Genomic DNA, 26743 nt, shown 5'->3' with positions numbered 1-26743 from the left:
TCTTCAACCGATATTGAAATCGTTCTTGAGCTTGTCGGCGACCACCTTGGCGAGCAGGTCGAAGCCGTCCTCGGTCGGATGGAATTCGTTGGCCCATAGCAGCTTGTAATTTCCTGGAAAACGAGGGTCCGCTTCCAGCGTGCCCGCGGTTTTGACGGGGAATACGCGGCCGGGATAGCTGGCCGCGACCGTTGCCACCATCGCGCCGACCCTGTCGATCAGACGTCGCGTCACGTCTCGCGACACCGCCAGATCGGTGATCCCGCGCGCCTGGAAGATCGGGAACAGCCAGGGCCCTGCCACCGGATCCTTGCGGCCGTCAGGAATCGAATGATCGTAGTCATGGATCAGGATCGGAATGTTGGTCAGATCCTTCAGCTCGTGGACGACACAATCGAGGATCGTCCGGTAGAAGTTCGCGATCTTGACGTCGATGAACGCGTGAACCTCACTCTCGATCAGCGGATCGGTGCCGGCGGGCGGCGCCTGGAGCAGCATCTTGTACAGCGGCGTGCTCGCCGGCGAGGTGTAGCCGGAGACCACGTCATTTCCGCCGCCACCGATCAGCATGGCCTGCGGTGCCGGTACGGAGGGATCGGGGTTCTGGAAGCAGTTCCTTATCTCATCCAGACTATTGGCGCCGGCCATCTCCTCCAGCCGCCGGCCATACGTGCCGAAGCGCTGGCTGTCAGCCGCAACATAGCCGAGCTTCTCGAGCGAAGAGACGAGGCTTGGCCGGAGGCCGAATGGGAATTTGAACAGCCAGGAGTCACCGAGTGTCACGAGTTGGGCCGTGGCCACTTTCTGGAGCTTCTTGGCCTCCTGGATCTGAAATTCATGGGGATCGTGGAGCGCGGCAACAGACGGCGAACGCAATTCGAATGCACGAAAATCGTTGGCGGTTAGCATTCTGGTCTCCAGGGCAAGGGTGAGGGGAGAGCCGGGGTTTTCCGGCAGCCTTCCGTCCAAACTCAACGTCAGCGGCGCGGGGCCCGCGCGCAACGGCAGCGTCGACTCCACCAGGCCGCTGAAGAAACCCAACATCACGGCCAGCGCCGGATGCGCGCCGGGACACGCATGCGTGGGATGGCCCGCGACCCTCCGGTTGCCGCCGAAGGCGTGATAGTAGTCCTTACGGCCGTCGACGAGGTTCTGCTGTGTCGCGGAGACCGCGCCGGCGACGACGATGTCGCCCGGCTTGACATCGACCGTGTGCTCGCCCGTCCCCAACGCGAATGACGCGACAGCCGTCCGCCATATCAATTCGGGCACCGCACGCAGCTGCATCGCGGGAATGAAGTCGTCTCCCAACCGGTTGAGGGCATCGGTGTAATCCGTTGCGGCCGTGCCGGCATAGCGCGCGCGCAACGACCACAAGGTCCCTTCGCGCAGCCATTCATTCAAGATCCTGCGCAAATTGCCTTCGACGGTTGGAATGAAGCCCATCATGGAGCCGGTAATGGTGCGCGCCACAAACGGGATGTCGCCCTGAGCCCGTTGGGAATCGAGCACGGCCCGTGTCACGGGCGCCTTGATCGTAGCGTTGAAGCGGTTGAGGAAGCCGATCATGGCGGTCCGTGCCGCCGAGCCGTGCGCAGCACCAATCGCCTCCACCTGCTGATTGGGATGCGGTTGGAAGATGTAACGCGAGGGTGACAGGAAATGGCCGGGATAGTTGGGTGGCTGGCCAGGCGTCCAGTCCCAGCGATAGCCGGCGCGGCGGAAGAAACCTCCGTCCTGGGTCAGCCCGAACCACTCTTCACAGAACACGGCCAGCAGCGGCTCCAGCAGCTCGCGCACATCGACCGTCAGCTCCCAGCTCGCTTCGCCGTCGGCCTGGGCAAAGCCGATCGATAGGTCTACCAGAGTTTGCAGGACTTTCTGGGTGGTCGCACGTGCAAGCGCGAATGCGGCTGGCTGGTCGAGAGCCATGATGGCGTCATTGCAGACAGCGGACTCCTGCTCGTAGGCCTGGTCTTCCTGTCCGGCGTCGCGGCCGAGATAGAGAATGCCGAACGACACTTGCATGCGGGGGAGATAGCCGGTGATCGTCAAATGGCGGTACGGATCGGTCAGCACCTGTGTGACCATGTCCCGGTCGGCCACCAGCACCCCGAAGGGTGTGCGCAGCACGCCGCCGTGGCGCTCGCGGATCGCAGCCCATACCGACGCATTGATGAAATTCGCAGCTGAATCCGGGTCCTCGATCGCCGTCTTCCAGCCTGCCATCGCAGCGGCTTCGCCCTCGACGCGCTCGATCTCGCGCAGCCGTGCGATTTCTTTTTCACCATCGTCCACGCTCCACGGCACCAGCGGCTTGCGGCCGAGGCTTGCGGCCCATTGTTGCAAGCTCGCCAACGCCTTCTTCGATGGCGCGAAGAAATACGCGCCCCATTCGAGACGAACGAAGGGGCGGGGTTCGTCGTGGAGCCGGTCCGAACCGTCGAGCGACATGCGAACGGTCTGGCCTTCGTGCTCGAAACGGAAATGCCGGAGACGACCAGCTTCGGCGAGACCGAGGAACGGATCGCTCTCCCCGGAGGAACTGCCCGAGCTGTTGCCGCCGGCGAGCCAGCTCTGCACCACCTCGAACTGCTCGCCGAGGCTGGCGTTGTAGGCCATGAAGACGAGACCGCGCTCCTGTTGCAGGGCATCCTTGGCAGCCTGCGCGTCGCCACGCTTGACGGGCGGACCGTAGGACATGCCGCGTCGGACGATACGCGGCGGCCGGGCGCCGCCGTCGGCCAGAGTCAATCGCACCCGTGGATTTGCGCGCCTGATGTGCGCGTGGAACGGGCAGGACTGGGCCTTCGTGTCGTAATCATAGTTGAAGTCATTGAACCCCGGGCCGGCTGGTGGAGTAGGGGTGAGCGGCTCGCCCGCCTTCGGGTGGCCGGTGGGCCAGCGCCCCATCATCTTGGCCAGAAGCGTCTCGCGCGTCAGGACTGGGGTGGGGTCGCCGGCGGCCGCCGCGTCGGTCGCCTGCCGCGTGCTGCGAAGCAGGACCTCCTCCAGCTCCTCGATATCCTGCCGCAGTTTGCGCAGCGCCAGAAAACTGCCGTCGCGAAGCATGGCGTGAGCGCGATTGCTGGCGTCGCCGTAAGGGGCGGTCTTGTCGGCCACGTTCGGATAGCCGCACAGGATCTCGCCGAGATGTACCTGATTGGAATAGCGCAGGCCGGCATCGCGTTTGTTGAGCACCGGATTGGACGTCCCGTCCTTGAAACCGAAATGGTCCTGGACGTTACCGGCGGCATCGCGCTGCCGCTGCATCCACTGGATCGAGAGCGGCCTGACGCCGGGATCCACGTCGACCAGACGCTTCATCTCGGCCAGCAACGCTGCTCTCGTCTCCGCCATCGGCGTCGCCGTAGACAAGTGACGCAGCTGAAGCATGGCGTGGACGGCGCCCAGGTCGATGCGCGGAGTAGGATCATCTGCACGCAGGTCCGGCGCATCAGCCCCGAGCGTCCAGTTGCTCGCCGGCAGGCGCCATCGCTCAGGATGATTCCAGCGGACGTCGCCCAGCAGGCCGGCGCGCCGTTGCATGCCCTGCACGAACTCATCCGGCAGGCTGCGCACCTCATCATCCGTCAGGCCGGCGTGGCGCAGGCCCTCGACCGTGAAGGCGATGTTGGTGACGATCTGCCCCGCGCTCAGAGCGTCGGCTTCGGTCGTCACCTTTAGTTCGTTCAAGAACGCCGCGAGTGCAGCCGGCGTCACAAATTGCAACAGCAGCAGGCCGCCATGGTCCGAATCCGGGTAGGGGTTCACGATCCCGGCCTGCACGTTGCCGGGCTCCTGCAACCTCTGTTCGATCGGCGGGATGGATGGCAGGTCGCGCCGCGGCTCCGCGACATCGGGCGGGGTCATCAGCCACGTCATCGCTTCGTCAATGCGCAGGCGCGCGCGGCCTATGCCTTCGGCGTAGCTGTTGCCGTCGTTGATCATGGTGACGAATTCCGGCAGCAGCTCATGCGCCGCACGGTGCAGGATCACCCCGTCATGCGTGCCGGGTGGGTAGAAGTCGGCCAGATGGTAGAGCCCGGCGAGCGCGCGTACGCCGTGACGGAAAGGGGGCCGACCGGCGGCCTCGAGGGTGAGGGGCTTGCTGAAGCCTGCGTCGGTGGGATCGACGCCGATCAGGCCGTCCACTTGGAAGATGGACCGTCGCGCAATCTCTTCCGGCGAGGGAATTTTGATTTCCGTGACGATCTTGTCGGCACCGGCGCCCGAGGCGCGCCGATAAACCCGCTCTTCCATCCGCAGGAAGCGGGTGTCGTCCACGGTCAGATCCGGCGTGGTGTAGAGGAAGTAGGCTTCACTCTGCCGGCTCTTCAGCCAGATGCCCCAGTCTTCATAGGTGTTTTCGTAACCGAGGACATAGCCCTCGGTATTGCAGAAGATGAGATCGAGCAGGCGCGCGGCCTTCTGCCAGATGACGCGGACATAGGCCTCCCAGGACCCGTCGAATGTTGCCGTCAGCAGCACATAGTCGACGGGGTCCTCGGTACCGTCCTCGGGCTCGAGCACGGCGATGCCAACGGAATGGATGCGTCCCACACGGTCCACGGAGTCGGACAGGACGCGGGCGAGTTCGTATTCATATGCGCTCGCACGTCCGCCATTCAGCCCCCGCAGAACGTATTTGGCCCGCGTCTTGTACGTGGTCGCGTCCAGGGACGGCACGAACCCCTTCTTGATCGGAGCCAACACCCTGAAATCCGACGTGCCGGCCATGCTGCCGGTCTTGATGGTCAAATCGCGACGCATGTCCTGCCTCCCTGGCGGCTGGCGGCCGACCTGTCGTCGCGACCCAGCCGAAATACATCTTTTGCGTACTATTTTACCAAATGCACTTTAAGCTCGTATGAGATCGGCCGGCTCGGCCATAAGAATTTGCCCGATGCCTTCGGTCGCAAAGTCGGCGGCACCTCAACCCAAAGTCGCTATTTCTAAACTTCAACTGTGCTGTTCCGGCGCTGGCGGTTCTATGAACTGGCCCACACTTTTTGATTCATTTTTGGTGCGGAGCGCCCCAGTCGCACGAACCAAGCAAAGCAGCTCCATTGGGGAGGGCGCCTAACCGGCGCTACGGCTCGATCCACATGCGATTCATTGACCTCGGCAGCGCGCCGCCGTCGGAGGGGCACAGGAGAGCCCATTTCGAAGGCCGGACGACGCGGCGAACGCGCCTCAGCTCGGCACAGCTTCCGAGGAGCTTTGCTGCCGCTCCGTCCCGCGCGCCGACACCGGCTCGTGCTGCCAAGGCCAGCGGCCCTCGATCTCGAGCGTCAGGGTCCAGCTCAGGAAGGTGCGGACCACAACGAGGCCGGCGAGCAGGCCCAAGCTCATGAATGTCAGCTCGATGGCGATCGTCTTCACGATATCCGCGGCAACCAGCACCTCGAGGCCGAGCAGAAGCGACCGCCCGATGCTGATCTTGTAGTTGTCGTAGCGAGACTTGATCTCTTGCCCAAGCTGTCCTGGCCCGACCGGGTTTGATCCGAGGATGTAACGGGCGGACCAGATGATCCCCACGACGATGATGAAGACGCCGAATATCTCGATGCCAACGCCGATGAGGTGAATCCAATGGCTGGTGGCAGTCTCAAAGGAGGGCGGGGAATCGACGGCGAAGTTCATGGTCGAGGCTCTTGTCGCATCGACTTTTGATCGATCCACGGATCGTCGTGCCCATTGTTGATCGAGATCAACGAGCCGCAGGCAATCACGAAGATGCTAAATACTCGACGGTTCACCGATCCAGATTGCGGGACAACGGAAAGGAAGTGGCATGCAGCTCTGGCTGATCCCCACTCTCTACGCCGCTGCGAGCATCGCGGCGGGCTTTCTCGTGCCGCGCTTCGAGTCAGCGTTTCTGGCCGTTAGTCTCAATTTGTCCACGTCCTCTGCTCAGGCGTATCTGTCCGCGGTTGCCTCGGGAATGATGGCGCTGACTGGCATTGTCTTCTCGATCGCCTTCGTACTGGTTCAGTTCAATGCGGTGGTCTATTCCCCACGTCTCGTCGTCTGGTTCGCGCGCGACCGGCTGTTGTTTCACTCGCTCGGCATGTTCGTCGCGACCTTCATGTACAGCCTGGCCACGTTGGCCTGGGTCGACCGCCAGGGTACCCAAGGCGTACCCTTCCTGTCCGCAGCGATCGTGGCGGCCATGCTGATGGTCAGTGTGTTGATGCTGGCGCAGCTCGTCCAGCGCTTGAACAATCTTCAGATCGTGCGCGTGCTGCAGACGCTCGGCGATACCGGCCGCCAGGTCATCGTCAGCACCTATCAGGCCGCCCAGTGGCCCGTATCTGGAACGCGCGCGCGACCGCAGGAGCAACCTGCGCGGCCGGAGCTGATCGTCAGGCACGTCGGAAGGCCGCAATCGGTGACATCGATCGATATTTCGCGGCTGGTCGCGCTTGCCCGCCGCATGGACGGTCTCGTGGTGATCGAGTGCGGCGTCGGCGACACGCTGCTCGAAGACACTGTGGTTCTGCGAGCCCACGGGGCGGGCGCTGTCCTCTCCGAAAAAGAGCTGCGTCGTCACGTCCATCTTGACGACCAACGGACCTTTGACCAGGATCCCAAATATGCCATGCGCCTGCTGGTCGATGTCGCGATCAAGGCGCTGTCTCCCGCCATCAACGACCCCACAACTGCCGTGCAGGCCATCGACCAGATCGAAGATCTGCTGCGACGGCTGGCGAAATGCGACCTTGAAACCTGCCGCGCATATGACGAGGACGACATTCTGAGGGTGATTTATCGGATGCCGTCCTGGGAGGATTACCTCGCGCTCGCCTTCGACGAGATCCGGCAGTTCGGATCGACCTCGATCCAGGTGATGCGTCGTCTGCGCGCAGCCCTGGTGGAGTTGTCCGTCTGTGTCGACGGTGAGCGTGCGAAACTGGTTCGCGCCTATCTCGGTCATCTCGATTCCGGAATCGAGCGATCAACCTTCGATCCTGAGGACCGCGCGGCCGCCCGTATCGAGGACCGGCAGGGGCTCGGCTTGTCGCACCGCCAGGAGGTAGGGGCCGCGTCCGGCGCGGGCTTAACCGAGCAGAAGGGACGGGCGGCATCGTGATCGCTGAAACGACCGAGCGCCCCGTGCAGAACCGCGAGCACCACGGCCTCGCTGCTGCCTCCGGCACCCCGTTTTCGGTGCTGCTGCCTGCGGCGTTCTGGCTGATGCGCTCGACCCGGAGCCTGGCCTCACAGCGGCACGGCAACGTCGCGCTCGCGCTCAATCTCATTCCTGTGGTTCGTGGGGTTTCTGCGCGACCGCCTTGGCGCGCGTGAGGACCAGTTCCTCGCGCCGCTCTTCCTGGACAGCGCAGTGCTCTGGCGCCGGGCGGCCCACGGGCCGGAGCGGGGCCGCTCATAGCGGCGATGAGTGGTGTGATCGCCGTCCGGCTGCGCTGCATCAGCCAATCCGTAATTCGCATAAGGTATATTATGGAATATATTTATATCGAATTAGATCAGTTATTTAGGTCGAAGTTCTGCCACGTCGCCTTCACTCCAGCACCAATCTTGGGTCGTGCCATCGCGGATGGCCTGCAATCTTGACGCCTACTGTGCATGGGGTTGTTTTCGCGTTTTGGATCGCGGCTGGGCACGCCGAAAGCCGATATTGCCGCGACCTTGTCCGGCTGCAATAAGCGAGCTTCGCGAGATCGCAGATGACTGCTGACCAGACGGCCGTATAGGTTTGCGTCTCATAACAAGAACAAACTTCCGAGGAAGCAGACCCATGAGTTTTTCCCGCCGCACGCTTCTCAAGGCCACCGCCGCGACCGCCTTTTTTGGCGGCGTCAGCGCGCCCTATGTGGCGCGTGCCCAGGCTGCCGAGTTCACCTACAAGTACGCCAACAACCTGCCTGACTCGCACCCGCTGAACGTCCGCGCCAAGGAGATGGCTGCGGCGATCAAGAGCGAGACCGGCGGCAAGTTCGACCTCCAGATCTTCCCGAACAACCAGCTCGGGTCCGACACCGACATGCTCAGCCAGATCCGCTCCGGCGGCGTCGAGTTCTTCACGCTGTCGGGCCTGATCCTGTCGACCCTGGTTCCGGCCGCGTCCATCAATGGCATCGGCTTCGCTTTCCCGGATTATGACACGGTCTGGAAGGCCATGGACGGCGACCTCGGCGCCTTTGTCCGCGGCGAGATCAAGAAGGCAGGTCTCGAGGTCATGGACAAGATCTGGGACAACGGCTTCCGCCAGACCACGTCGTCGACCAAGCCGATCACCGGGCCCGATGACTTCAAGGGCTTCAAGATCCGTGTCCCGGTGTCGCCGCTGTGGACCTCGATGTTCAAGGCGTTCGACGCCGCGCCCGCCTCGATCAACTTCGCCGAGGTCTATTCCGCGCTCCAGACCAAGATCGTCGAGGGCCAGGAGAACCCGCTGGCGATCATCTCGACGGCAAAGCTCTACGAGGTGCAGAAATACTGCTCGCTGACCAACCACATGTGGGACGGCTTCTGGTTCCTGGCCAACCGCAAAGCCTGGGCTGCGCTGCCTGACGACATCAAGACCATCGTCGCCAAGAACATCAACGCCGCCGCCCTCAAGGAGCGCGAGGATACCGCTAAGCTGAACGCCAATCTCCGGCAGGAGCTCGCAGGCAAGGGCCTGACCTTCAACCAGCCCACGGTCGCGCCATTCCGCGACAAGCTGCGCTCCGCCGGCTTCTATGCCGAGTGGAAGGGCAAATATGGCGAGCAGGCCTGGGAGCTGCTGGAAAAGGCCGTCGGCAAGCTGTCGTAACGCGTTGGGGCCGTCATGGCTCAGGTCGGGGTTCAGGTGAGCGAAGTGGTGGGCGAGGTGGCCGTTCAGTCCCCTCGCCGATCTTCGTTGCTGGCCTCGCTGGAGCGCCTTCTCGGCCTCGCCGTCGAGATCCCCGCGGCGATCCTGGTCGTGACCGAGATCGTGATCCTGTTCGCCGGCGTGGTCGCGCGCTACGGCTTGCACCGGCCGCTGATCTGGTCGGACGAGCTGGCCTCAATCCTGTTCCTGTGGCTGGCCATGCTGGGCGCGGCGGTGGCGTTCCGCCGCTCCGAGCACATGCGCATGACCGCGATCGTCGCCAGCGCCGGGCCTGCGATGCGGGCCTGGCTCGATCTGGTGGCGGTCTCTGCCGCGTTGGCGTTCCTCGCGATGATCGTCTGGCCGGCCTACGAGTACGCGTACGAAGAGAGCTTCATTACCACGCCGGCGCTCCAGATATCGAACATGTGGCGCGCCGTCGCGCTGCCGGTCGGGCTCTGCCTGATGGCGGCATTCGCGCTGCTGCGTCTGGTGCGCGCGGCCGACTACCGGATGGTGCTGACAGCCGTGCTGTCGGTCGCTCTCGTGGTCGGGCTGTTCTGGCTGGCACAGCCCTACCTGCGGCCGCTCGGCAATCTCAATCTCCTCATCTTCTTCGTCGGCGTCGCCGGCTTTTGCGTCTTCGCCGGCGTTCCCATTGCGTTCGGCTTTGGCCTTGCGATCTTCGGCTATCTGGCGCTGACCACGCACACGCCGGTCATGGTCCTGGTCGGACGGATGGACGAAGGCATGAGCCATCTCATCCTGCTGTCCGTGCCGCTCTTCGTGTTTCTGGGCCTGCTGATCGAGATGACCGGCATGGCCCGGGCCATGGTGGCGTTCCTGGCGAGCCTGCTCGGCCATGTCCGCGGCGGCCTGCACTATGTGCTGGTCGGCGCCATGTACCTGGTCTCCGGGATATCCGGCGCCAAGGCCGCGGACATGGCTGCGGTCGCGCCCGTGCTGTTTCCTGAGATGAAGCAGCGTGGTGCCAGGCCCGGCGATCTCGTCGCGCTGCTGGCGGCGACCGGCGCCCAGACTGAAACCATTCCGCCAAGCCTGGTGCTGATCACGATCGGCTCGGTCACCGGCGTCTCGATCGCCGCCCTCTTCACCGGCGGCCTGCTGCCGGGCGTCGTGCTCGCGTTCACGCTCTGTATGCTGGTGTGGTGGCGCTATCGCCACGAGGACATGAGCCATGTTCGCCGCGCCACCGGTAGCGAGATCGGCAAGACCTTCGTCATCGCCCTGCCCGCGCTCGCACTGCCCTTCGTGATCCGATACGCCGTCGTCGAAGGCATTGCGACTGCCACCGAAGTCTCCACCATCGGCATCGTCTATGGCGCCCTCGTCGGCCTGATCATCTACCGCCGCTTCGACTGGCAGCGGCTGTTTCCGATGCTGGTCGAGACGGCGGCGCTGTCGGGTGCGATCCTGCTGATCATCGGCACGGCCACAGGCATGGCCTGGGGCCTGACGCAATCAGGCTTCTCGCGCTCGCTGGCCTCCGCCATGACCGGATTGCCAGGGGGCGCTGCGACCTTCATCGCCGTGTCGATCCTGGCCTTCACGATCCTCGGCAGCGTGCTGGAGGGCATTCCTGCGATCGTGCTGTTCGGGCCGCTGCTGTTTCCGATCGCACGGGCCGTCGGCGTGCACGAGGTGCACTACGCCATGATCATCATTCTGGCGATGGGTATCGGGCTATTCGCTCCGCCGTTCGGCGTCGGCTATTATGCCGCTTGCGCCATCGGACGCGTCGACCCGGCCGAGGGCATCAAGCCGATCTGGGGCTATCTGCTGGCGCTGCTGGTGGGATTAATCGTCGTCGCGGTGTTCCCCTGGATCTCGATCGGATTCCTGTAACGCACGGCGTCAAGAGGAGGGTGTCGATGAGTGATCGGCAGAACCAGTACAATATCGGCCTCGACAAGACCCCCGCCAATTACGTGCCGCTGTCGCCGCTGAGCTTCCTTGCGCGCAGTGCCGCTGTCTATCCCGATCACGTCAGCACGGTCTATGAGGGCCGCAGCTTCACCTGGCGCCAAACGCATGAGCGTTGCAAGCGCTTTGCCTCCTATCTTGCCGGCAAGGGCATCGGCGTCGGCGACACGGTCGCTGCGATGCTGCCGAACATCCCGGCAATGAACGAGGCGCATTTCGCGGTCCCCATGACCGGCGCGGTGCTCAACGCACTCAACATCCGCCTTGATGCGCCTTCGATCGCGTTTCAGCTCGACCACGGCGGCGCCAAGATCATTCTGGTTGATCCTGAATTTTCAGGCGTGATCACCGATGCGCTGGAACAGATGGCCGGACCGAAGCCGTTCGTGATCGACGTCGACGATACCGCCTTCAAGGGTGGTAAGCGCATCGGCGAGATCGAGTACGAGTCCGCCCTCGCCCAAGGTGATCCGAATTTCACGGCGATCCTTCCGAGCGACGAATGGGACGCGATCGCGCTGAGCTATACCTCGGGCACCACGGGCAATCCCAAAGGCGTCGTCACCCATCATCGCGGCGCGTATCTCAACGCCGTCAGCAACATTCTCGCCGGCAATCTCGGCCAGCATCCGGTCTATCTCTGGACCTTGCCAATGTTCCATTGCAACGGCTGGTGCTTCCCCTGGACGCTTGCAGCGGCCGCCGGCATCAATGTTTGCCTGCGCAAGGTCGAGCCGACCAAGATCTTCGAGTTGATCGGGCGGCATGGCGTCACCCACATGTGCGGCGCGCCGATCGTGTACAACACGCTGATCAATGCGCCCGATGCGCCAAGAGGCAACGCGGCCCGCCGCGTCGTCGGCCTGATCGCCGGCGCAGCGCCGCCGGTTGCAGTGCTTGAAGGCGCCGAAAATATCGGCATCAAGCTCACGCATGTGTATGGCCTGACCGAGGTCTACGGCCCCGCCTCCGTCTGCGCCGAACAGCCCGGCTGGGACGAGTTGCCGCCCGCCGAGCGCGCCAAGATGAAGCGCCGGCAGGGCGTGCCCTACCCGCTCGAGGAAGGCGTCACCGTCATCGATCCGCAGACAATGCAGGAGGTGCCGCGCGACGGCGAGACCATCGGCGAGGTCATGTTCCGCGGCAACATCGTGATGAAGGGCTATCTCAAGAACGAGAAGGCGACGAAAGAAGCGTTCGAGGGCGGCTGGTTTCACACCGGCGATCTCGGCGTGCTCGACGAGCACGGCTACGTCATCATCAAGGACCGCTCCAAAGACATCATCATTTCCGGCGGCGAGAACATTTCGTCCGTCGAGGTCGAGGACATCCTCTACAAGCACCCGGCCGTGCTGTTCGCCGCCGTCGTCGCCAAGCCCGATCCGAAATGGGGCGAGGTGCCTTGCGCCTTCGTCGAGCTGAAGGATGGCGCCAGCGCGAGCGAGGCCGAGATCATCGCCTTCTGCCGCACGCATATGAGCGGCTTCAAGACGCCGAAGGCCGTCGTGTTCGGACCAATCCCGAAGACGTCGACGGGCAAGATCCAGAAATTCCTTTTGCGCAACGAGGTTGGATCGGCGAAGGCGATCTCGACCTAGTTTAGCGGTGGTACGCTGCTGGCAGGCTAATGCGTCTCCAGCCTTAAGCCGTCATAGGCCGGCACCACGCTCGCGGGTAGCTTCTGCCGGATCACCTCATAATCGACATCCGCCGTCATGTTGGTGATGACGGCGCGCTTGGGCTTGAAGCGCTCGATCCACGACAAGGCGTCGCTGATGCTGAAATGGCTGACATGCTGGGTGTAGCGCAGGCCATCGACGATCCATAGATCGAGGTTTTCCAAAGCGTCCCAGCTCTCCCGGGGGATGTCGTTGAGGTCAGGCGTGTAGGCTGCATTGCCGATGCGATAGCCGAGCGCTGGAATGTTGCCGTGCTGGACCAGAAAGGCGGTCATGGTCACCTCGCCGCCCTTGCCGCTGATGATCTGGCTCCCGCCGGCCTCGATCGAATGCCTGACGAGGATCGGCGGATAGTCGCTGCCCTCCGGCGCGATGAAGCAATAGGAGAACCGCGCCAGGATGTCTTTCGCGGTCGACTGATTGAAATAGACCGGAATGCGCCTGCGCATGTGCATCACGACCGGACGCAGATCGTCCATGCCGTGGGTCTGATCGGCATGTTCATGCGTCAGGAACACCGCGTCGATGTGGTCGACATCGGTCGAGATGAGCTGCTCGCGCAGGTCGGGCGAGGTATCGATCACAATGCGCGTGGTGCCGTGATGAGATGTCTTTTCGACCAGCAGCGAGCAGCGGCGGCGGCGGTTCTTGGGGTTGGTGGGATCGCATGCGCCCCAGCCGAGGGCGGGACGCGGCACACCGGCGGAGGAGCCGCAGCCCAGGATCGTCAGCGTCAGCGTCATGCGGCTACCAACCTCAAGCTTTCACCTTGGAGAACAGGCGGAAGAAATTTTCAGTCGTCTGGCGTGAAATCTCATCGAGCGACACGCCGCGCGTTTCGGCCAGCACCTTGGCGACCTCGACCACATAGGCCGGCTCGTTGCGCTTGCCCCGGAACTTGCCCGGCGCAAGGTAAGGCGAGTCTGTTTCAACCAGAATACGGTCAGCAGGTAGTTCGGCCGCGAGGGCGCGCAGAGTATCCGACTTCTTGAAGGTCAAGATGCCCGTGAATCCCACATAGAGCCCGAGCGACACCGCCTTGAGCGCCAGCTCACGCCCGCCGGTGTAACAATGCAGCACGGCGCGAAACGATCCCGTTGCCGCCTCCTCCTCCAGGATGCGGGCGCAATCCTCATCTGCCTCGCGGGTGTGGATCACCAGCGGCAGGCCGGTGGCGCGCGCGGCGGCGATATGGGCACGAAAGCCCCTCGCCTGCGCCTCCGGTGAGCCATCATCGTAGAAATAGTCGAGCCCGGCTTCGCCGAGCGCGATCACCTTGGGATGCCGTGTCAGCGCGATCAACTCGTCCGGCGAGATGCAGTCTTCCTCATCCGCATTGTGCGGATGGGTGCCGACCGAGCAATAGACGTCATCATAGCGCTCGGCGATGGCGAGAAGCTGACCGAGCTTTCGCACCCGTGTCGAGATCGTGACCATGCGGCCAATCCCGGCCGCGCGGGCACGCGACACGATCCCGTCGAGATCCTCCGCAAAGTCCGGGAAATCCAGGTGGCAGTGACTGTCGACCAACATCTCCGAGTATCGCTTTCCAAACAAATCCTGAGGCCAGTCGGGACCAGCCGTTCACAGGTAGGGGAAGCGTCAGGGGACGTCAACGGGACCGACAACCGCTCATCCGGGCTGGTTCCGAAGCACGTGCAATCTAACGCGGAGGCCAAGTGTAGGCAGCGCGATCAGAGGTCCAGCACTTCGCGCACCTTACGCGCGAGCTTGTCGCTCTTGTAAGGCTTTTGCAGCAGATGAATCCCAGGATCGAGGCGGCCATGATGGGTGATCGAGTTCTCGGTGTAACCCGATGTGTACAAAATCTTGATGCCGGGGGCCATCTGCCCCACCCGCTCGGCGAGTTGCCTTCCGGTCATGCCGCCAGGCATTACGACGTCTGTAAACAAGAGATCGGGAGAACCGGAACGCGACACCTCCTGTAGCGCAGACGGCCCATCGCTGGCCTCGGTCACTGTATAGCCCAGGCGGCGCAATTGCTGGACCGCGAACATCCGCACGTGAGGATCGTCCTCCACGACGAGGATCGATTCAGTGCCCGTCGCAAGGGTTGCAGGAGCACGGGCTGGCTGAGCGGCAGTGATCGCATCGGCTTTGGCACGCGGCAAAAAGATCTTCACGCAGGTGCCGTGTCCGACCTCGCTGTAAATCTGGATGTGTCCGCCCGTCTGCTTGACGAAGCCGTGCACCATGCTCAGCCCAAGTCCCGTCCCCTTGCCGACCGGCTTGGTTGTGAAAAACGGCTCGAAAATCCGGTCAAGGACTTCGGGCGCTATGCCGCTTCCCGTATCGGACAAAGCCATCATGACGTATTGGCCTGGATTGACCTCCACGCTATGCGCGGCATAGTCGTCCGACAGTTCGACATTGCTGGTCTCGATCGTCAGCTTGCCTCCCTGCGGCATTGCATCGCGCGCATTCAGAACGACGTTGAGGATCGCAGTCTCCATTTGACGGATATCTGCGGTTACTGCCCACAATGACTTCATCAAACGAAGATCGACCTCGACGATCTCGCCGATCGTACGCCGTAGCAGCGCGTTCATGCGCGTCACGACCTCGTTCAGATCAAAAGTGCTCGGCTCGAGAGCCTGGCGTCGGGCGAAGGCAAGCATCAGCTGTGTCAAACTTGCGCCACGTTCAGCGGCTGCAACAATTGGCTCGACCAGCTTGCGATGCGCATCGTCGCTCTTCATCTCGTCAAGCAAGACCTCTGCATTGCCGAGAATGACCGTCAACAGATTGTTGAAGTCGTGGGCGACCCCGCCTGTCAGCTGCCCGATTGCCTGCATCTTCTGCGCCTGCAACAGCTGCGCTTCCATCCGCTTGCGATCCGTAATGTCCTCGGTCAAGAAGGCAACACCGCCAATGTTGCCAAGGGTATCAAACCAGGGGCGCACCTCCCAACGTAGCCATTGCACGCGCCCGTCGACCCTCGTGAAAGAATCTTCATCGGCACGAAGAGTCTCGCCTGCAAGCGCGCGGCGATGAATGTCGCGCCAGCGGCCCGGGATCTCAGGAAAGACCTCATAATGTGACAGCCCGCGCAGGTCCTGCCCGCCAAGGCCATAGTCCGCAAGCCACCGGTCGCTGTAGACGAGGTAGCGCAGCTCTCTATCAAGTATCGCAATCGCGGCGGGGGCATACTTGATGAAATACCTCAGGCGTCTTTCGCTCTCGCGCAAGGCTTCTGCCGCCTTTTGCTGGAGAGCCTCAAGAGCCCTGCGCTCCGAAATGTCCCTTACCGCAGCGATCGCGGCGGACCGATCGGCCATCGCAATTGGACTGAGACTGATCTCGGCCGGAAATTCCGTCGAATCTTTGCGGCGTCCCCACAGCAACAGACCACCGCCCATCATGCGGGTCTTCGGTTGCGTGAAGTAGGCACTCAGATGGGGCAAATGTCCGCTACGAAATCGCTCCGGGATCAGTATGCTGACGGGCTTGTCCACGAGCTCTTCAGGCGCGTACCCAAAAATATCCTGGACGCGGTCGCTGGCGAACTCGATCACACCGGCGTTGTTGACCATGAGCACCGCGTCTGGACTCGCCGCGAGGACCCCTCTGAATCTCGCTTCGCTCGCGCGCAAATCGGCTGCTGCCTTGGTCCGATGCGCGAACTCCTTGCCGAATTTCAGCGCGCGTAGCCGCTGTTGCAGTTTGAGCCATAGCGAGGTTTTCAATTCTCCGGAAGCCTCGCCAGCGTCTCGGGTATCCGGATAGCTCAAATCCCACCTACCATGCGGCTCTCAAGGTCGCTTCCAGGCGAACGACGCAATATCGAGCTAACCATTTCCCTTGGCACGTTGCAGTCCCTGCGGCGACTGCAAACCGGCGCCGCTAAAGCCTCGGACCTCTCATTGGCATGCGTCACTTATCGTTGCAATGGATGCGTCACCCATCGAACGCCGCGAGGCAACCTGGCCCTGCTGCTTCCCGTATGAGAAGCAGAGACCTGCGTTTCGTTTGCAATGATCTGAATCAATGACGCGAATCGAATCTCGCGTTTGACACCGGTCGCAGAGCGATGCCGCCTATCTCGATACCGATTTTCGGCCAACGGCGATGGCTGGCAGGTCCTGATACACCTGCAATCGCTTCGTGGTGACACGACCCGGTTTCCGAATCGCATCACCACAAGGTTGCGTAAGGCTAGGCCGCGGGCTCGATGTAGCGCGGGAACGCTGGCGTCGGTGCTGGCAGTGTCGTGCCGGGAGCGATACGCTTCTCGCCGCCGAGCATCGCGAAATTGCGCTCGGCTGCCGGGATGCCGAGGCTATCGAGCAGCAGCCCTGATGCGGTCGGCATCGCGGGCTGGGCCAGGATCGCGATCTGGCGCACAACTTCGGCGGTGACATAGAGCACCGTCTTCTGCCTGACAGGATCAGTCTTGGCGAGCGCCCATGGCGCCTCGCCCGCGAAATAGCGATTGGCTTCCGCGACCACGGCCCACACGGCATTGAGCCAGTGATGGATCTGCTGCGTCGCCATGGCTTCGCGCGACGCGGCAATCATGCCGTCTGCCATCGCCAGGATCGCCTGATCGTTGTCGCTGAACGCGCCGGGCTCCGGCAGCACGCCGCCAAGCTGTTTTGCGATCATCGACAAAGAGCGTTGCGCGAGGTTGCCGAGATCGTTGGCGAGATCGGCATTGATGCGCGCGACGATGGCCTCATGGTTGTAGTTGCCGTCCTGGCCGTAGGACACCTCGCGCAGGAAGAAATAGCGCATCTGGTCGACGCCGTACTGGTCGGCGAGATTGAAGGGATCGACGACGTTGCCGACCGACTTCGACATCTTCTCGCCCCTGTTGAAGAGGAACCCGTGGGCATAGACCCGCTTCGGCAGCGCAAGGCCGGCCGACAGCAGGAACGCCGGCCAGTATACGGCGTGGAAACGGATGATGTCCTTGCCGATGATATGCACGTCCGCCGGCCAGTAACGCCAGTTCTTGTCGCTTTCGTCGGGGAAGCCGACGCCGGTGATGTAGTTGGTCAGCGCGTCGACCCAGACATACATCACATGCTCTTCGTTGCCTGGCACCTTCACGCCCCAATCGAAGGTGGTGCGCGAGATCGAGAGATCGCGCAGGCCTCCCTTGACGAAACTTACCACCTCGTTGCGGCGCGCATCCGGGCCGACAAATTCAGGATGGTCCGCATAAAGCTTCAGCAGCTTGTCCTGATAGGCCGACAGGCGGAAGAAATAGCTCTTCTCCTCGACCCATTCGACCGGCGTGCCCTGCGGTCCGAGGCGTACGCCATCGTCATTCAGGCGTGTTTCATCCTCGGCGTAATAGGCCTCATCACGCACCGAGTACCAGCCCGAATAGGTGTCGGCGTAGATGTCGCCATTCGCTTCCATGCGCCGCCAGATCTCCTGGCTCGAGCGATGATGCTGCTCTTCGGTGGTGCGAATGAAGCGGTCGAACGAGACGTTCAGGCGCTGATCCATCTCCTTGAAGCGGTTGGCATTGCGGGTCGCAAGTGCGGACGGGGACAGGCCCTCGTTCTGCGCGGTCTGAACCATCTTCTGGCCGTGCTCGTCCGTGCCGGTCAGGAAGAACACGTCCTTGCCGTCGAGCCGGGCGAAGCGCGCCAGCACGTCGGCCGAGATTGCCTCATAGGCGTGCCCGATATGCGGGCTGCCGTTGGGATAGGCGATGGCGGTCGAGATGTAGAAGACGTTGTCGCGAGCGGGCGCGGCCGCGGGCTTATCCGCTTTCGGTGCGGCCATCAGCTTCGGCGCCTTGGGTTTTGACACTTTGGGCTTCGCGGCTTTTGGCGGCGCGGCGATCGGAGCCGGTGCGGCGATCACGGCGGGCTCAGCCACTCTTGCCTTCTTGACCGCATTCTTTGCAGGAGCTTTAGCTGGTTTCTTCGCCGCTTTCTTGGCGACGACCTGCTTCTTCGCAGCCTTCTTGCTGGCCTTCGTTGCCGTCTTCGCAGCGCTGTTCTTCACGCCCCTCTTGGCGACAGCCTTCTTGGTTTTCTTGACCTTCTTGGCAGCCTTGCGCGCCAGTGCCTTCACGGCCGTCTTGGCGACCTTCTTTGCAGCCTTCTTGCTGCTCTTGCCCTTGGCGGCTTTCTTAGCTCGTGTTGCCACGACAAATTCCTTTACCGGCTTCCCGAAATTTGGAAACGAACCTGCGTTAGGTTGTTATTTCGAGCATGATCCTCTTGGAAAACCGCTACGCACTTTTCCGAATCATGCTCTAGCGCGTTGCGTCCGCCAGCCAGCCGAACACCGAGAAAACCAGGGGCTTTCGCTCCAGATTGTAGGTTTCGGTGTCGCGCGCGGCGCGGACGATCTTTTCCCATACCTCGCTCAAGCGCGCAAGGCGCGGCAGGTTCTGGTTGGCATTGGCATCATCTGCATGCAGGCGGTCCGCAATCCAGCGATCGATGCCGTCGACGAAGGCGGCAAGCGCTACGCGGTCGCTGGTGCCGAGGGACTCACCAAGCGTGTGCAGATCACGCGGATCGACCTCCGGCAACCGTGCCAGCAGCGCCGCCGTGCGCTGCTGGAGCTTCAACGCGTCGCCGCCGAGCAGCGTCAGCGCGCGCGAGACGCTGCCCTCGGAGGCCTCCGCTGCCTCGCGCAGCGCCAAATCGGTCGGCGGGATGTCGGCAGCCGCAGCGGCCGCGCCAATGACCTCGTCGGTAGTCAGTGATCGCAAGCGCAGCTTGCGGCAACGCGACTGGATGGTGGCGAGCACGCGAGCCGGTGCCTGGCTCACCAAAAGGAACAGCGATCGCTGCGGCGGCTCCTCGAGGATCTTGAGCAGCGCATTCGCCGCATTGGGATTGAGCTCGTCGACGGTGTCGACGATGCAGACGCGCCAACCCTCCGCTGCTGCCGTCGAGCCGAAGAACGCGATCGTCTCGCGGGTCTCGTCGACCGTGATGACCGTGCGCATCACCCCGCGGTCGTTGGCGGTGCGCTCCAACGTCAGCAGGCCGCCATGCGAGCCGGCTGCGACCTGTCGCGCCACGGCGTCATCAGGATCAATGGCGAGGTCTTCGGCGGTCTGCACGGCCGCCGCCAGCGGCTGGCCGTGGGCGAGCACGAAGCGCGCCATACGATAGGCCAGCGTTGCCTTGCCGATCCCCTGTGGGCCGCCGATCAACCAGGCATGCGGGATGCGCCCGCTGCGATAGGCGGTCAGCAGTGCCGTCTCGGCCTCGCGATGGCCGAATAGGAGGCTGGTCTCGCGGGGATGCGGGATAGCGCTCTCGCGCTCGGCCTGACGCGGGCTCATGCCGAAATCACCGATGCTGGCGTCGGCAGGAGGCGTTCGCGCAGCGCGGCCCAGACGCGGCCGGCGACCGTATCAGGATCGGAATTGGCGTCGATCAGCACGCAGCGCGCGGGATCATCCGCGCCGATCTTGCGATAGGCCTCGCGCAGGCCCTGGTGGAATGCAAGCTTCTCGCCCTCGAACCGGTCAGGCGTGCCGCTGCCGCGCCGTGCCGCCGCGCGTGCCAGGCCGATCTCGACTGGCAGATCGAGGATGATGGTGAGATCAGGCTTGAGATCGCCGATGGTGACCCGCTGCATCGCGTTGATCAGCCCGGCAGGCACGCTGCCGAGGCTGCCCTGATAGGCTCGTGTCGAGTCGGCGAAGCGGTCGCACAGCACCCAGACGCCTTGTTTGAGCGCGGGCTCGATCACGGTGCGGACGTGGTCGTCGCGCGCGGCCGCGAATAGCAGCGTCTCGGCTTCGGGCCCGAGTAGCTTGCCCATCCCCGACAGCACCAGATGGCGCATGATCTCGGCGCCGGGCGAGCCGCCGGGCTCGCGCGTGACCAGGATCCGCAATCTGGCCGCGCTGAGACGCTCGGCGAGTTTCTTGATCTGGGTCGACTTGCCGGTCCCCTCGCCGCCTTCAAAGGTGATGAAGCGTCCGCGCCCGGACGGCCGCTGTCCCGTGCTCTCACTCATCGTCAAAGCTTCTCGGCGCCCGCGCGGAACATGCCGATCACAAGCTCGCTGGCGCCGTCGATCGCGCGCCGCATGGTCGAGCCGGTGCCGATCGATTCTGCCGCGTAGACCGGCGTTTCCACCGCGATATTGCCGCTGCGCCAGACCTTGACCACGCCGACCCGCTGGCCTTCCTGAATCGGTGCACGCACGGGACCGCTATAGACAATGCGTGCGATCAGCTTATCGCCGCCGCTCTTGTGCACCATCACCTTCACCGGCTCTTTCGCAACCAGCTTCACCGAGCGGCTCTCGCCGCCAAACACCTTGGCGTAACCGACGGGCTGGTCAGCTGCAATCAGCGTCCGGGTCTCGAAATTGCGAAAACCCCATTCCAGCATCTTCTTGGCTTCGGTGGCACGATCCTCGATATCCTCAAGCCCGTTGACGACGACGATCAACCGCGTACCGTTCTGCACCGCCGAGCCGACCATGCCATAGCCGCCCTCCTTGGTGTAACCGGTCTTGAGGCCGTCGGCCCCTTCCATCGAGTTAAGCAAGGGATTGCGGTTGGGCTGCCTGATCTTGTTCCAGGTGAACTCCTTCTCGCCGAACAGTTTGTAGAACTCGGGGAAGTCCAGGATGATGTGCCGCGCGAGCATACCGAGCTCGCGCACCGTCATCTTGTTGCCGGGGTCGGGCAAGCCGTTAGAATTGGCAAAGGTCGACTTGGTCATGCCGAGCTCGCGGGCGCGCTTGGTCATGAAGTCGGAGGCGAAGATCTTCTCGTTGCCGGCAATGCCTTCGGCGAGCGCGATGCAGGCATCGTTGCCGCTCTGGATGATCGCACCGTGCAGGAGGTCGTCGACCGAGACCTTGCTGTTGATGGCTGCGAACATGGTCGAGCCGCCCGAGGGCGCTCCGCCCCTTCGCCAGGCATTCTCGCTGATCCGATATTCGTCGGTCAGCTTAATGTCGCCCTTCTTGATCGCGTTGAACACGACCTCCGCGGTCACGAGCTTCATCATGCTGGAGGGCGCGCGCAGCTCGTCGGCATTCTTTTCGAACAGCACGCTGCCGCTGGAGGCCTCGATCAGGATCGCCGTGGGGGCATCGCCGTCGAAGCCGGCATCTTCGGTTTTCTTGGCGCCCTGGACGCTTTGATTGGCGGCATAGAGCACCCCGCCCCAGCTGAGGCTCACGGCAAGCGCCGCCGCGACCAGCCCGCGCGCCAACGCTCCGGCTGTAAACCGGGGATGGCTGAGCAGGATGAGATGAAATGCCATGGCGAAGCCCTGAGAGCCGCGTTCTAACAAACGGAACCGGTGCGAACAACACGAGGATCGGCGCTTGCCCCGAGATTGCACGATTCTCGTCGCATCTCTATCGTGACACCTCATGTTTCCTGACCAAACCTCTGAAACAAGGCGGAAAAGCGATGTCCACGACTCGCGTGATCAAGGCCAACGGAATCGACCTCTTCATCCGCGAAGCCGCCGGCCAGGGACCGCTCGTGGTGCTGTGCCATGGCTGGCCGGAACTGTCGTATTCGTGGCGACATCAGATCCCGGCGTTGGCGGCCGCGGGCTTTCACGTCGTGGCCCCCGACATGCGCGGCTTTGGCCAGAGCACGGCGCCGCCGGACGTATCAGCCTATTCGATCTTTGACCTGGTGGGCGACGTCGTCGGCCTGGTCAAGGCGCTCGGCAAGACCAAGGCAATGGTGGTCGGCCACGACTGGGGCGCCCCGGTCGCCTGGCATGCGGCCCTGTTCCGTCCCGACATCTTCACGGCGGTCGCGGGCCTGAGCGTGCCGCCGCCGTTCCGCGGACGCGGTCGGCCGCTCGAGCTGCTGCGCCAGGGCGGCATTACCAATTTCTACTGGCAGTATTTCCAGGCGCCCGGTGTCGCCGAGGCCGAGTTCGAGCAGGACGTCGCCCGGACCATGCGCATGGTACTTGGCGGCCGCGGGCTTGCCGACCCGAATGCCGCGATGTTCGTGCAGGAGGGCAAGGGCTTTCTCGGTCATGCGACTGCCGACGCGCCGCTACCGGCGTGGTTGAGCGAGGACGATCTTGCTCATTTTACCGAAAACTTCCGCAAGTCCGGCTTCCGCGGCGGACTGAACTGGTACCGCAATATCGACCACAATTGGGAGCTGACCGCGCCCTGGCAGGACGCGCAGATCCACCAGCCCTCCCTCTTCATCGCCGGCGCACAAGACGCCGTCATCACCGGCCTGATCGGCGCCAAGCGCGCCAACGAACTAGAGCGCGTGCTGCCCAATCTCACGCGAAAGCTGATCATCGAGGGCGCGGGCCATTGGGTGCAGCAAGAGCGGCCCGACGAGGTCAACGCCGCGCTGGTCAGATTCCTGCGCGAAGCGTCGTCGCACTAGGCGGCGCAATCGAGGAATCAGTACAGGCCGCGGCCGGTCAGGATGCTGCGGGCCTCGGCTGCGCCGTCATCAGAGGCCGCAGGACCGCTATCGGAGGAATAGCGGCCGTCCTGGTCATAGGACACCTGGCGAACATTCTGGAGCGACCGGCCCCGGCTGCGGCTCGAGGCCGACATCTCCGAGGTCGCATTGATCGAGGCGACATCGGCCGAGGTGTTGCCAAGGCTGTAAGGCCGCCCTTCCGGCATCGGGACCTCGCCCCGGATCGCACCGCGGTTCGACGAAGGCAACTCGGGCACGAACGGCCGCGCCGAGGCGACCCGGACCATCGAGGGCGACGGCGCCGGCACGCCGGTGCGCAGAGTCGCCATCAGCTGGCGGTCGTCCGAGCCTTCCAGCGGCGCCCGGCCGACATATTCGACGCGGACCTTGGCGACGCCATTTCCTTTGAATTCAAGCAGTTCGGCGGCTTTGTTCGAGACGTCGATGAGGCGGTTGCCGTGATAGGGACCGCGATCATTGACGCGGACGATCAGCGACTTGCCGTTGGAGAGGTTGGTCACCCGTGCATAGCACGGCATCGGCAGGGTCGGATGGGCCGCCGTCAGCGAGCCGATGTCAAAGACCTCGCCATTGGCGGTCAGACGGCCGTGGAAATCATCGCCGTACCAGGACGCCATGCCCTCGGCCCGGTAGTTGGCGTCCTCCTCCGGCACGTAGGTCCGGCCGGCCACGACATAAGGCTTGCCGACGCGATAGGTGCCGCCGCCTTTGGGGACGGGCTCGCCCCAGGCCACGACTCGCGGGCTCGATGACACGCCGTATTTGGGATCGACCCGGTTGGCGAACTTGTTGGACGAGGCGCAATTGGCGAGCGCCAGGCAGATGGCGACCGCCGCAACGCACCGCGCAGCCCGCACCACCGAATCTGACCGTCGGATCCCCATTCGCCCCAAATACCATTTCGCCGGAGACGTACCCAACCCGCTTTCCTGCGGGAGCACCTCCGGACCTCAACGCTCCGGGCGGCCCACCACCGTCCCAGAGACGGTAACGATAACGCAACCCGAACACGGCGGAAATGGGGAGCCCACAGCGAACGCACCGGGATGGTAAACAGGACGTTCGCAATTCTCCGTTGATCTACGGGGCGTGAAGGCCGTGGCACCGGCTCGTCTGTGCCAGTCCCGCACAAGCTGTTGCGCTAAAAGCTCACTCCACCCCCGATATCGCTGGCTTCACCGGAATTCTTTTGACTGTGCAAGGCCGCCCGCGTTCTCTCGCGTGCAGGGGCGGGATTGGAATTTAACGATGATCGAGACGGTTTCGGCACTGATGGGTCTGGTAAGCGCGGGGATATTCCTGGCCCATGCGTTCGAAGGCTACCGCACGAGGGCCTGAAGGCACTCTCGCGGGCGACATTGCATCACCTCTTCACAGCGGCACGTTCGGACAATTTTAATCAATCCGATCGAGCATCGAGGACGAGAGCAGCAGGTGTCCCATGCGCAAACATGACCTCGTATCCGATGGCTTTCTGGCATTGACCGCAGGCGGTCTGGTCTTGCTCTGCTCGAGCCTTGTGGCGTTAGCCTTCGGCTGATCCTCCAACCACCCTTCGCATTTTCAGATCGCTGCGCATCGCAGCGCAACATGCGCGACAACTCCGCTCCCGTTTAGTTGATTGAATTCTCGTGTTCGGCGCCTCGACGTAATTTCAAGAGGCCACCACCAGCTAAGGTGTCGAACATGCTAGCCGAGAAATTCATCCTGGTTCTGGAATCGCTGATCCGCGGCGGCCGGACTTATCCCGATGGAAGCCCCCGGGTCATCAGCACCTCTGCGCATGTCCCGGTGACGCTGCCGAAGCAGAAATAGCTGCGCTTCCGCCACGCGCCCTCGCCCCACTCAGCGCAGGCCCAACGGAGAGCTGCGATAGAGGCCGTCGCGGGCTTCACTCGCGCAGACGAAGCTGCCGTCAAACCCCTGGCCATACAGCCTCTGTCCCTTGCGGTAGTAGACACCCTTCCTGAAATCCAGCCACACCACCTTGTCGCTGGGGCAATGGCGCTGGGCCTGGTCCTCATAGCGAAACGGCGTCAGCGGTGTCGCCGCCACCTCCGCGGCCTTGCCGGCGCCAAAGACCACCGAGCTTGCAAGCGCGATCCGTCCGAGCCGTTGGCCGAAGCCGCTGCCTAGCACTGTCTGCCTCCCTGGGATCGCCGGCCGCCCATTCGGCACGATAGCATGAGACGACGCGAGCTCCAGAAGCCGACCGGGCGTGACGTCTTCCTCCGGCCGTCGGGGCGGGGTACACGAGACCAGCGTCACCTCCATCATCGGATCTTGCATGTCGGTAGAGCCCGAAACCACGACCGGCCCCCGCCCGCCCTCGCCGCGCCTCGGCCTGTTGCCGATGATCATCTTCGGGTCGCGCTGGCTGCAGCTGCCGCTCTATCTCGGACTGATCGTGGCGCAATGCGTCTACATCGTGCTGTTCCTGAAGGAGCTCTGGCACCTCGCATCGCATGCGATCGAGCTCACCGAGCAGGAGATCATGATGAGCGTGCTGGCGCTGATCGACGTCGTGATGATCTCCAACCTCTTGGTGATGGTGATCGTCGGCGGCTACGAGACCTTCGTCTCCCGCCTCGACCTCCAGGGCCATCCCGACGAGCCGGAATGGCTCGGCCACGTCAATGCCAGCGTGCTCAAGATCAAGCTTGCGATGGCGATCATCGGCATCTCCTCGATCGCCCTGCTGCGCACCTTCATCGAGGCCGGCAATCTCGGCTCGAGCCGCGCCAGCCTCACCGAGAACGGCGTGATGTGGCAGGTGCTGATCCACATCACTTTCGTCGCCTCGGCGATCGGGATCGCCTTTGTCGACAGGTTCAGCGATACGACCACGCGCAAGCAACAGGAGTGAGGTGCTGACCGACGTCAAGCCTGGCGCGATGCGGCTTCGAGCTGCGCCAGCGCCTGGTGCAGGCACTCCTGCATCTTCTGCGCAACCTGCTCGCGCGAAATGCCCTTCGCGGCAAGGTCGCTCGAGACCTTGTTCAAGGTCTCGTCCATCGCCCGATTCGCCAGACTATCGGTCACCAGCTTCGTTGCGTAAGCAGCGGCGGCATCGCCGCTGAGCCCGAGCTCGCCTGCAGCCCACAGCCCGAGCAGCTTGTTCGACCGGGCCGCGGCCTTGAACATGAGCTCCTCGTCATGGGCGAATTTGGCCTCAAAGCCCTGCTCGCGCTTGTCGAACGTGGTCATGGTCAGCTCCATTGTGCTGGTGGGATCTGGACTGGGAGCGAAATTCTCCGTGGTTCTGGTCAGCTGCGGATCAGATCTGAAATCTTCCGGCCGAAGGCGAACGCCGTCAAGCCGTCAACGGCGTCAGGCCCGGACCAGCCATACTTGCGATTTGTCAGGCAGACACGCGGCCGTATCGCCTGGGGGACATCGAGAAGCGACGCATGAACAGAAAGGTCAGGGAATTTCGACGGCTTGAGCGGGTGTGCATCGAGCAGGCCGCGCTATCGACCATGGACCTCGCCCGATCAGGCTTGCTCAAGGTCGCCGATGATTGCCGCATCGCGGCCGAGGCCATCGAGGCGCTCCACGCGCCTCGCGGGGTCGTTGCGGTCGCTGTCCGGGCACTCAAGCTTTCCCTCACCGCCACGCGCCCGTCCAGCCGGCATTGAACCGTCAGGTTTTTGCCGCGGCCGCCTCGCGGGCGAGCCGCTCGGCCCTGAGCCGCTCGCGGTTGGCGTAAAACGCCTTCTGCGCCTCCTCATGGTCGCGCATGGCCTTCTCGGCCTCGATCCGGCGAGCCGCATCGCGCGCCTGGCGCTGTTCGGGTGTCAGGGGTTTGCGTCGGAAGGAAAGGTCTTCAGTCATGGCGAGATAACGCGCCGGTGACCGAAAGGTTCCAGCTCCCGCCGCCAGCCAGCC

General features: G+C 63.3%; 22 protein-coding genes. 9 read left to right on the top strand and 13 right to left on the bottom strand.

Translation table 11 applies throughout. The features are described 5' to 3' along the window. Positions 1-3: 3 nt before the first annotated feature. Positions 4-4773 (bottom strand): hypothetical protein, encoded by a 4770-nt coding sequence (locus tag L6639_RS14815; protein WP_237862414.1) that lies wholly within the window; start codon positions 4771-4773, stop codon positions 4-6. A 423-nt stretch (positions 4774-5196) separates the two neighbouring features. After that, positions 5197-5646, bottom strand: a complete 450-nt coding sequence (locus L6639_RS14810) for a DUF1622 domain-containing protein (protein WP_237862413.1) — start codon at positions 5644-5646, stop codon at positions 5197-5199. A 151-nt stretch (positions 5647-5797) separates the two neighbouring features. On the opposite strand from L6639_RS14810, the gene L6639_RS14805 reads away from it, so the two are divergent. From L6639_RS14805 to L6639_RS14785, 5 genes are all read left to right on the top strand, one after another. Next, a complete protein-coding gene (locus L6639_RS14805) occupies positions 5798-7096 on the top strand; it encodes a DUF2254 domain-containing protein (RefSeq protein ID WP_237862412.1) in 1299 nt (432 codons plus the stop codon). Further along, positions 7093-7311 (top strand): hypothetical protein, encoded by a 219-nt coding sequence (locus L6639_RS14800; protein ID WP_237862411.1) that lies wholly within the window; start codon positions 7093-7095, stop codon positions 7309-7311. Before L6639_RS14805 ends, L6639_RS14800 begins: the two co-directional genes overlap by 4 nt. Before the next feature lie 454 nt (positions 7312-7765). Beyond that, the gene (locus L6639_RS14795; RefSeq protein ID WP_237862410.1) at positions 7766-8785 is read left to right on the top strand and encodes a TRAP transporter substrate-binding protein; all 1020 of its coding nucleotides are present in this window, start codon (positions 7766-7768) and stop codon (positions 8783-8785) included. A 15-nt stretch (positions 8786-8800) separates the two neighbouring features. Next, positions 8801-10690 carry a TRAP transporter large permease gene (locus L6639_RS14790; RefSeq protein ID WP_237862409.1) on the top strand — a complete coding sequence of 630 codons (1890 nt, stop codon included), beginning with the start codon at positions 8801-8803 and terminating at the stop codon, positions 10688-10690. Between the two features lie 26 nt (positions 10691-10716). Next, entirely contained in the window at positions 10717-12366 is a 1650-nt protein-coding gene (locus L6639_RS14785; protein WP_237862408.1) for an acyl-CoA synthetase, read from the top strand. A 26-nt stretch (positions 12367-12392) separates the two neighbouring features. Here the strand turns inward: L6639_RS14785 and L6639_RS14780 are convergent, their stop codons facing one another. The 7 genes from L6639_RS14780 to L6639_RS14750 form a co-directional block, all read right to left on the bottom strand. Further along, positions 12393-13190 (bottom strand): MBL fold metallo-hydrolase, encoded by a 798-nt coding sequence (locus L6639_RS14780; protein WP_237862407.1) that lies wholly within the window; start codon positions 13188-13190, stop codon positions 12393-12395. Positions 13191-13203: 13 nt separating this feature from the next. Further along, complete coding sequence (locus L6639_RS14775) at positions 13204-13980, bottom strand: TatD family hydrolase (RefSeq protein ID WP_237862406.1); 777 nt, start codon at positions 13978-13980, stop codon at positions 13204-13206. A gap of 161 nt (positions 13981-14141) precedes the next feature. Next, positions 14142-16199, bottom strand: coding sequence for a hybrid sensor histidine kinase/response regulator (locus tag L6639_RS14770; RefSeq protein WP_237862405.1), 2058 nt, complete (start codon positions 16197-16199; stop codon positions 14142-14144). A gap of 424 nt (positions 16200-16623) precedes the next feature. Beyond that, positions 16624-18576: a methionine--tRNA ligase gene (gene metG, locus L6639_RS14765; RefSeq protein WP_237862404.1), complete on the bottom strand. Its 1953-nt coding sequence runs from the start codon at positions 18574-18576 to the stop codon at positions 16624-16626. Between the two features lie 109 nt (positions 18577-18685). Next, positions 18686-19732, bottom strand: coding sequence for a DNA polymerase III subunit delta' (locus tag L6639_RS14760; protein WP_237862403.1), 1047 nt, complete (start codon positions 19730-19732; stop codon positions 18686-18688). Then, positions 19729-20415 (bottom strand): dTMP kinase, encoded by a 687-nt coding sequence (tmk, locus tag L6639_RS14755; protein WP_237862402.1) that lies wholly within the window; start codon positions 20413-20415, stop codon positions 19729-19731. The genes L6639_RS14760 and tmk overlap by 4 nt, the downstream gene beginning before the upstream one ends. A gap of 2 nt (positions 20416-20417) precedes the next feature. Continuing rightward, the gene (locus tag L6639_RS14750) at positions 20418-21680 is read right to left on the bottom strand and encodes a D-alanyl-D-alanine carboxypeptidase family protein (RefSeq protein ID WP_237862401.1); all 1263 of its coding nucleotides are present in this window, start codon (positions 21678-21680) and stop codon (positions 20418-20420) included. 152 nt (positions 21681-21832) lie between these two features. On the opposite strand from L6639_RS14750, the gene L6639_RS14745 reads away from it, so the two are divergent. Then, positions 21833-22792, top strand: a complete 960-nt coding sequence (locus tag L6639_RS14745; RefSeq protein WP_237862400.1) for an alpha/beta fold hydrolase — start codon at positions 21833-21835, stop codon at positions 22790-22792. 17 nt (positions 22793-22809) lie between these two features. Here L6639_RS14745 and L6639_RS14740 read toward each other — a convergent pair whose 3' ends face one another. Beyond that, the gene (locus L6639_RS14740; RefSeq protein WP_237862399.1) at positions 22810-23739 is read right to left on the bottom strand and encodes a septal ring lytic transglycosylase RlpA family protein; all 930 of its coding nucleotides are present in this window, start codon (positions 23737-23739) and stop codon (positions 22810-22812) included. A gap of 802 nt (positions 23740-24541) precedes the next feature. On the opposite strand from L6639_RS14740, the gene L6639_RS43050 reads away from it, so the two are divergent. Beyond that, positions 24542-24670 carry a hypothetical protein gene (locus L6639_RS43050; protein ID WP_271597404.1) on the top strand — a complete coding sequence of 43 codons (129 nt, stop codon included), beginning with the start codon at positions 24542-24544 and terminating at the stop codon, positions 24668-24670. Positions 24671-24700: 30 nt separating this feature from the next. On the opposite strand, the gene L6639_RS14735 is transcribed toward L6639_RS43050, so the two are convergent. After that, a complete protein-coding gene (locus L6639_RS14735) occupies positions 24701-24994 on the bottom strand; it encodes a hypothetical protein (protein WP_237862577.1) in 294 nt (97 codons plus the stop codon). A gap of 148 nt (positions 24995-25142) precedes the next feature. Here L6639_RS14735 and L6639_RS14730 point away from each other — a divergent pair, with 148 nt between their 5' ends. Continuing rightward, complete coding sequence (locus L6639_RS14730; RefSeq protein WP_237862398.1) at positions 25143-25721, top strand: TIGR00645 family protein; 579 nt, start codon at positions 25143-25145, stop codon at positions 25719-25721. 14 nt (positions 25722-25735) lie between these two features. Here the strand turns inward: L6639_RS14730 and L6639_RS14725 are convergent, their stop codons facing one another. Then, complete coding sequence (locus L6639_RS14725; protein ID WP_237862397.1) at positions 25736-26062, bottom strand: DUF1476 domain-containing protein; 327 nt, start codon at positions 26060-26062, stop codon at positions 25736-25738. A 203-nt stretch (positions 26063-26265) separates the two neighbouring features. On the opposite strand from L6639_RS14725, the gene L6639_RS14720 reads away from it, so the two are divergent. After that, positions 26266-26493, top strand: coding sequence for a hypothetical protein (locus L6639_RS14720; protein ID WP_237862396.1), 228 nt, complete (start codon positions 26266-26268; stop codon positions 26491-26493). Positions 26494-26497: 4 nt separating this feature from the next. On the opposite strand, the gene L6639_RS14715 is transcribed toward L6639_RS14720, so the two are convergent. Beyond that, positions 26498-26689: a hypothetical protein gene (locus L6639_RS14715; protein ID WP_237862395.1), complete on the bottom strand. Its 192-nt coding sequence runs from the start codon at positions 26687-26689 to the stop codon at positions 26498-26500. Between the last annotated feature and the right edge of the window lie 54 nt (positions 26690-26743).

Source organism: Bradyrhizobium zhengyangense (assembly GCF_022012555.1).
GTDB classification, from domain to species: Bacteria; Pseudomonadota; Alphaproteobacteria; order Rhizobiales; family Xanthobacteraceae; genus Bradyrhizobium; species Bradyrhizobium zhengyangense.
Note: the sequence above shows the minus strand (reverse complement) of the source record. Positions and strands in the feature narration are given on the sequence as shown.

Excerpts from the sequence above, each read along its gene's own strand:
- L6639_RS14805 (WP_237862412.1), top strand. The coding sequence starts at position 5,798 with ATGCAGCTCTGGCTGATCCCCACTCTCTACGCCGCTGCGAGCATCGCG.
- L6639_RS14795 (WP_237862410.1), top strand. The coding sequence starts at position 7,766 with ATGAGTTTTTCCCGCCGCACGCTTCTCAAGGCCACCGCCGCGACCGCC.
- L6639_RS14745 (WP_237862400.1), top strand. The coding sequence starts at position 21,833 with ATGTCCACGACTCGCGTGATCAAGGCCAACGGAATCGACCTCTTCATC.
- L6639_RS14810 (WP_237862413.1), bottom strand. The coding sequence starts at position 5,646 with ATGAACTTCGCCGTCGATTCCCCGCCCTCCTTTGAGACTGCCACCAGC.
- L6639_RS14715 (WP_237862395.1), bottom strand. The coding sequence starts at position 26,689 with ATGACTGAAGACCTTTCCTTCCGACGCAAACCCCTGACACCCGAACAG.
- L6639_RS14775 (WP_237862406.1), bottom strand. The coding sequence starts at position 13,980 with ATGTTGGTCGACAGTCACTGCCACCTGGATTTCCCGGACTTTGCGGAG.
- L6639_RS14780 (WP_237862407.1), bottom strand. The coding sequence starts at position 13,190 with ATGACGCTGACGCTGACGATCCTGGGCTGCGGCTCCTCCGCCGGTGTG.
- L6639_RS14750 (WP_237862401.1), bottom strand. The coding sequence starts at position 21,680 with ATGGCATTTCATCTCATCCTGCTCAGCCATCCCCGGTTTACAGCCGGA.
- L6639_RS14785 (WP_237862408.1), top strand. The coding sequence starts at position 10,717 with ATGAGTGATCGGCAGAACCAGTACAATATCGGCCTCGACAAGACCCCC.
- L6639_RS14725 (WP_237862397.1), bottom strand. The coding sequence starts at position 26,062 with ATGACCACGTTCGACAAGCGCGAGCAGGGCTTTGAGGCCAAATTCGCC.
- L6639_RS14720 (WP_237862396.1), top strand. The coding sequence starts at position 26,266 with ATGAACAGAAAGGTCAGGGAATTTCGACGGCTTGAGCGGGTGTGCATC.
- L6639_RS43050 (WP_271597404.1), top strand. The coding sequence starts at position 24,542 with ATGCTAGCCGAGAAATTCATCCTGGTTCTGGAATCGCTGATCCGCGGC.
- tmk (WP_237862402.1), bottom strand. The coding sequence starts at position 20,415 with ATGAGTGAGAGCACGGGACAGCGGCCGTCCGGGCGCGGACGCTTCATC.
- L6639_RS14730 (WP_237862398.1), top strand. The coding sequence starts at position 25,143 with ATGTCGGTAGAGCCCGAAACCACGACCGGCCCCCGCCCGCCCTCGCCG.
- L6639_RS14790 (WP_237862409.1), top strand. The coding sequence starts at position 8,801 with ATGGCTCAGGTCGGGGTTCAGGTGAGCGAAGTGGTGGGCGAGGTGGCC.
- L6639_RS14760 (WP_237862403.1), bottom strand. The coding sequence starts at position 19,732 with ATGAGCCCGCGTCAGGCCGAGCGCGAGAGCGCTATCCCGCATCCCCGC.
- L6639_RS14815 (WP_237862414.1), bottom strand. The coding sequence starts at position 4,773 with ATGCGTCGCGATTTGACCATCAAGACCGGCAGCATGGCCGGCACGTCG.
- L6639_RS14740 (WP_237862399.1), bottom strand. The coding sequence starts at position 23,739 with ATGGGGATCCGACGGTCAGATTCGGTGGTGCGGGCTGCGCGGTGCGTT.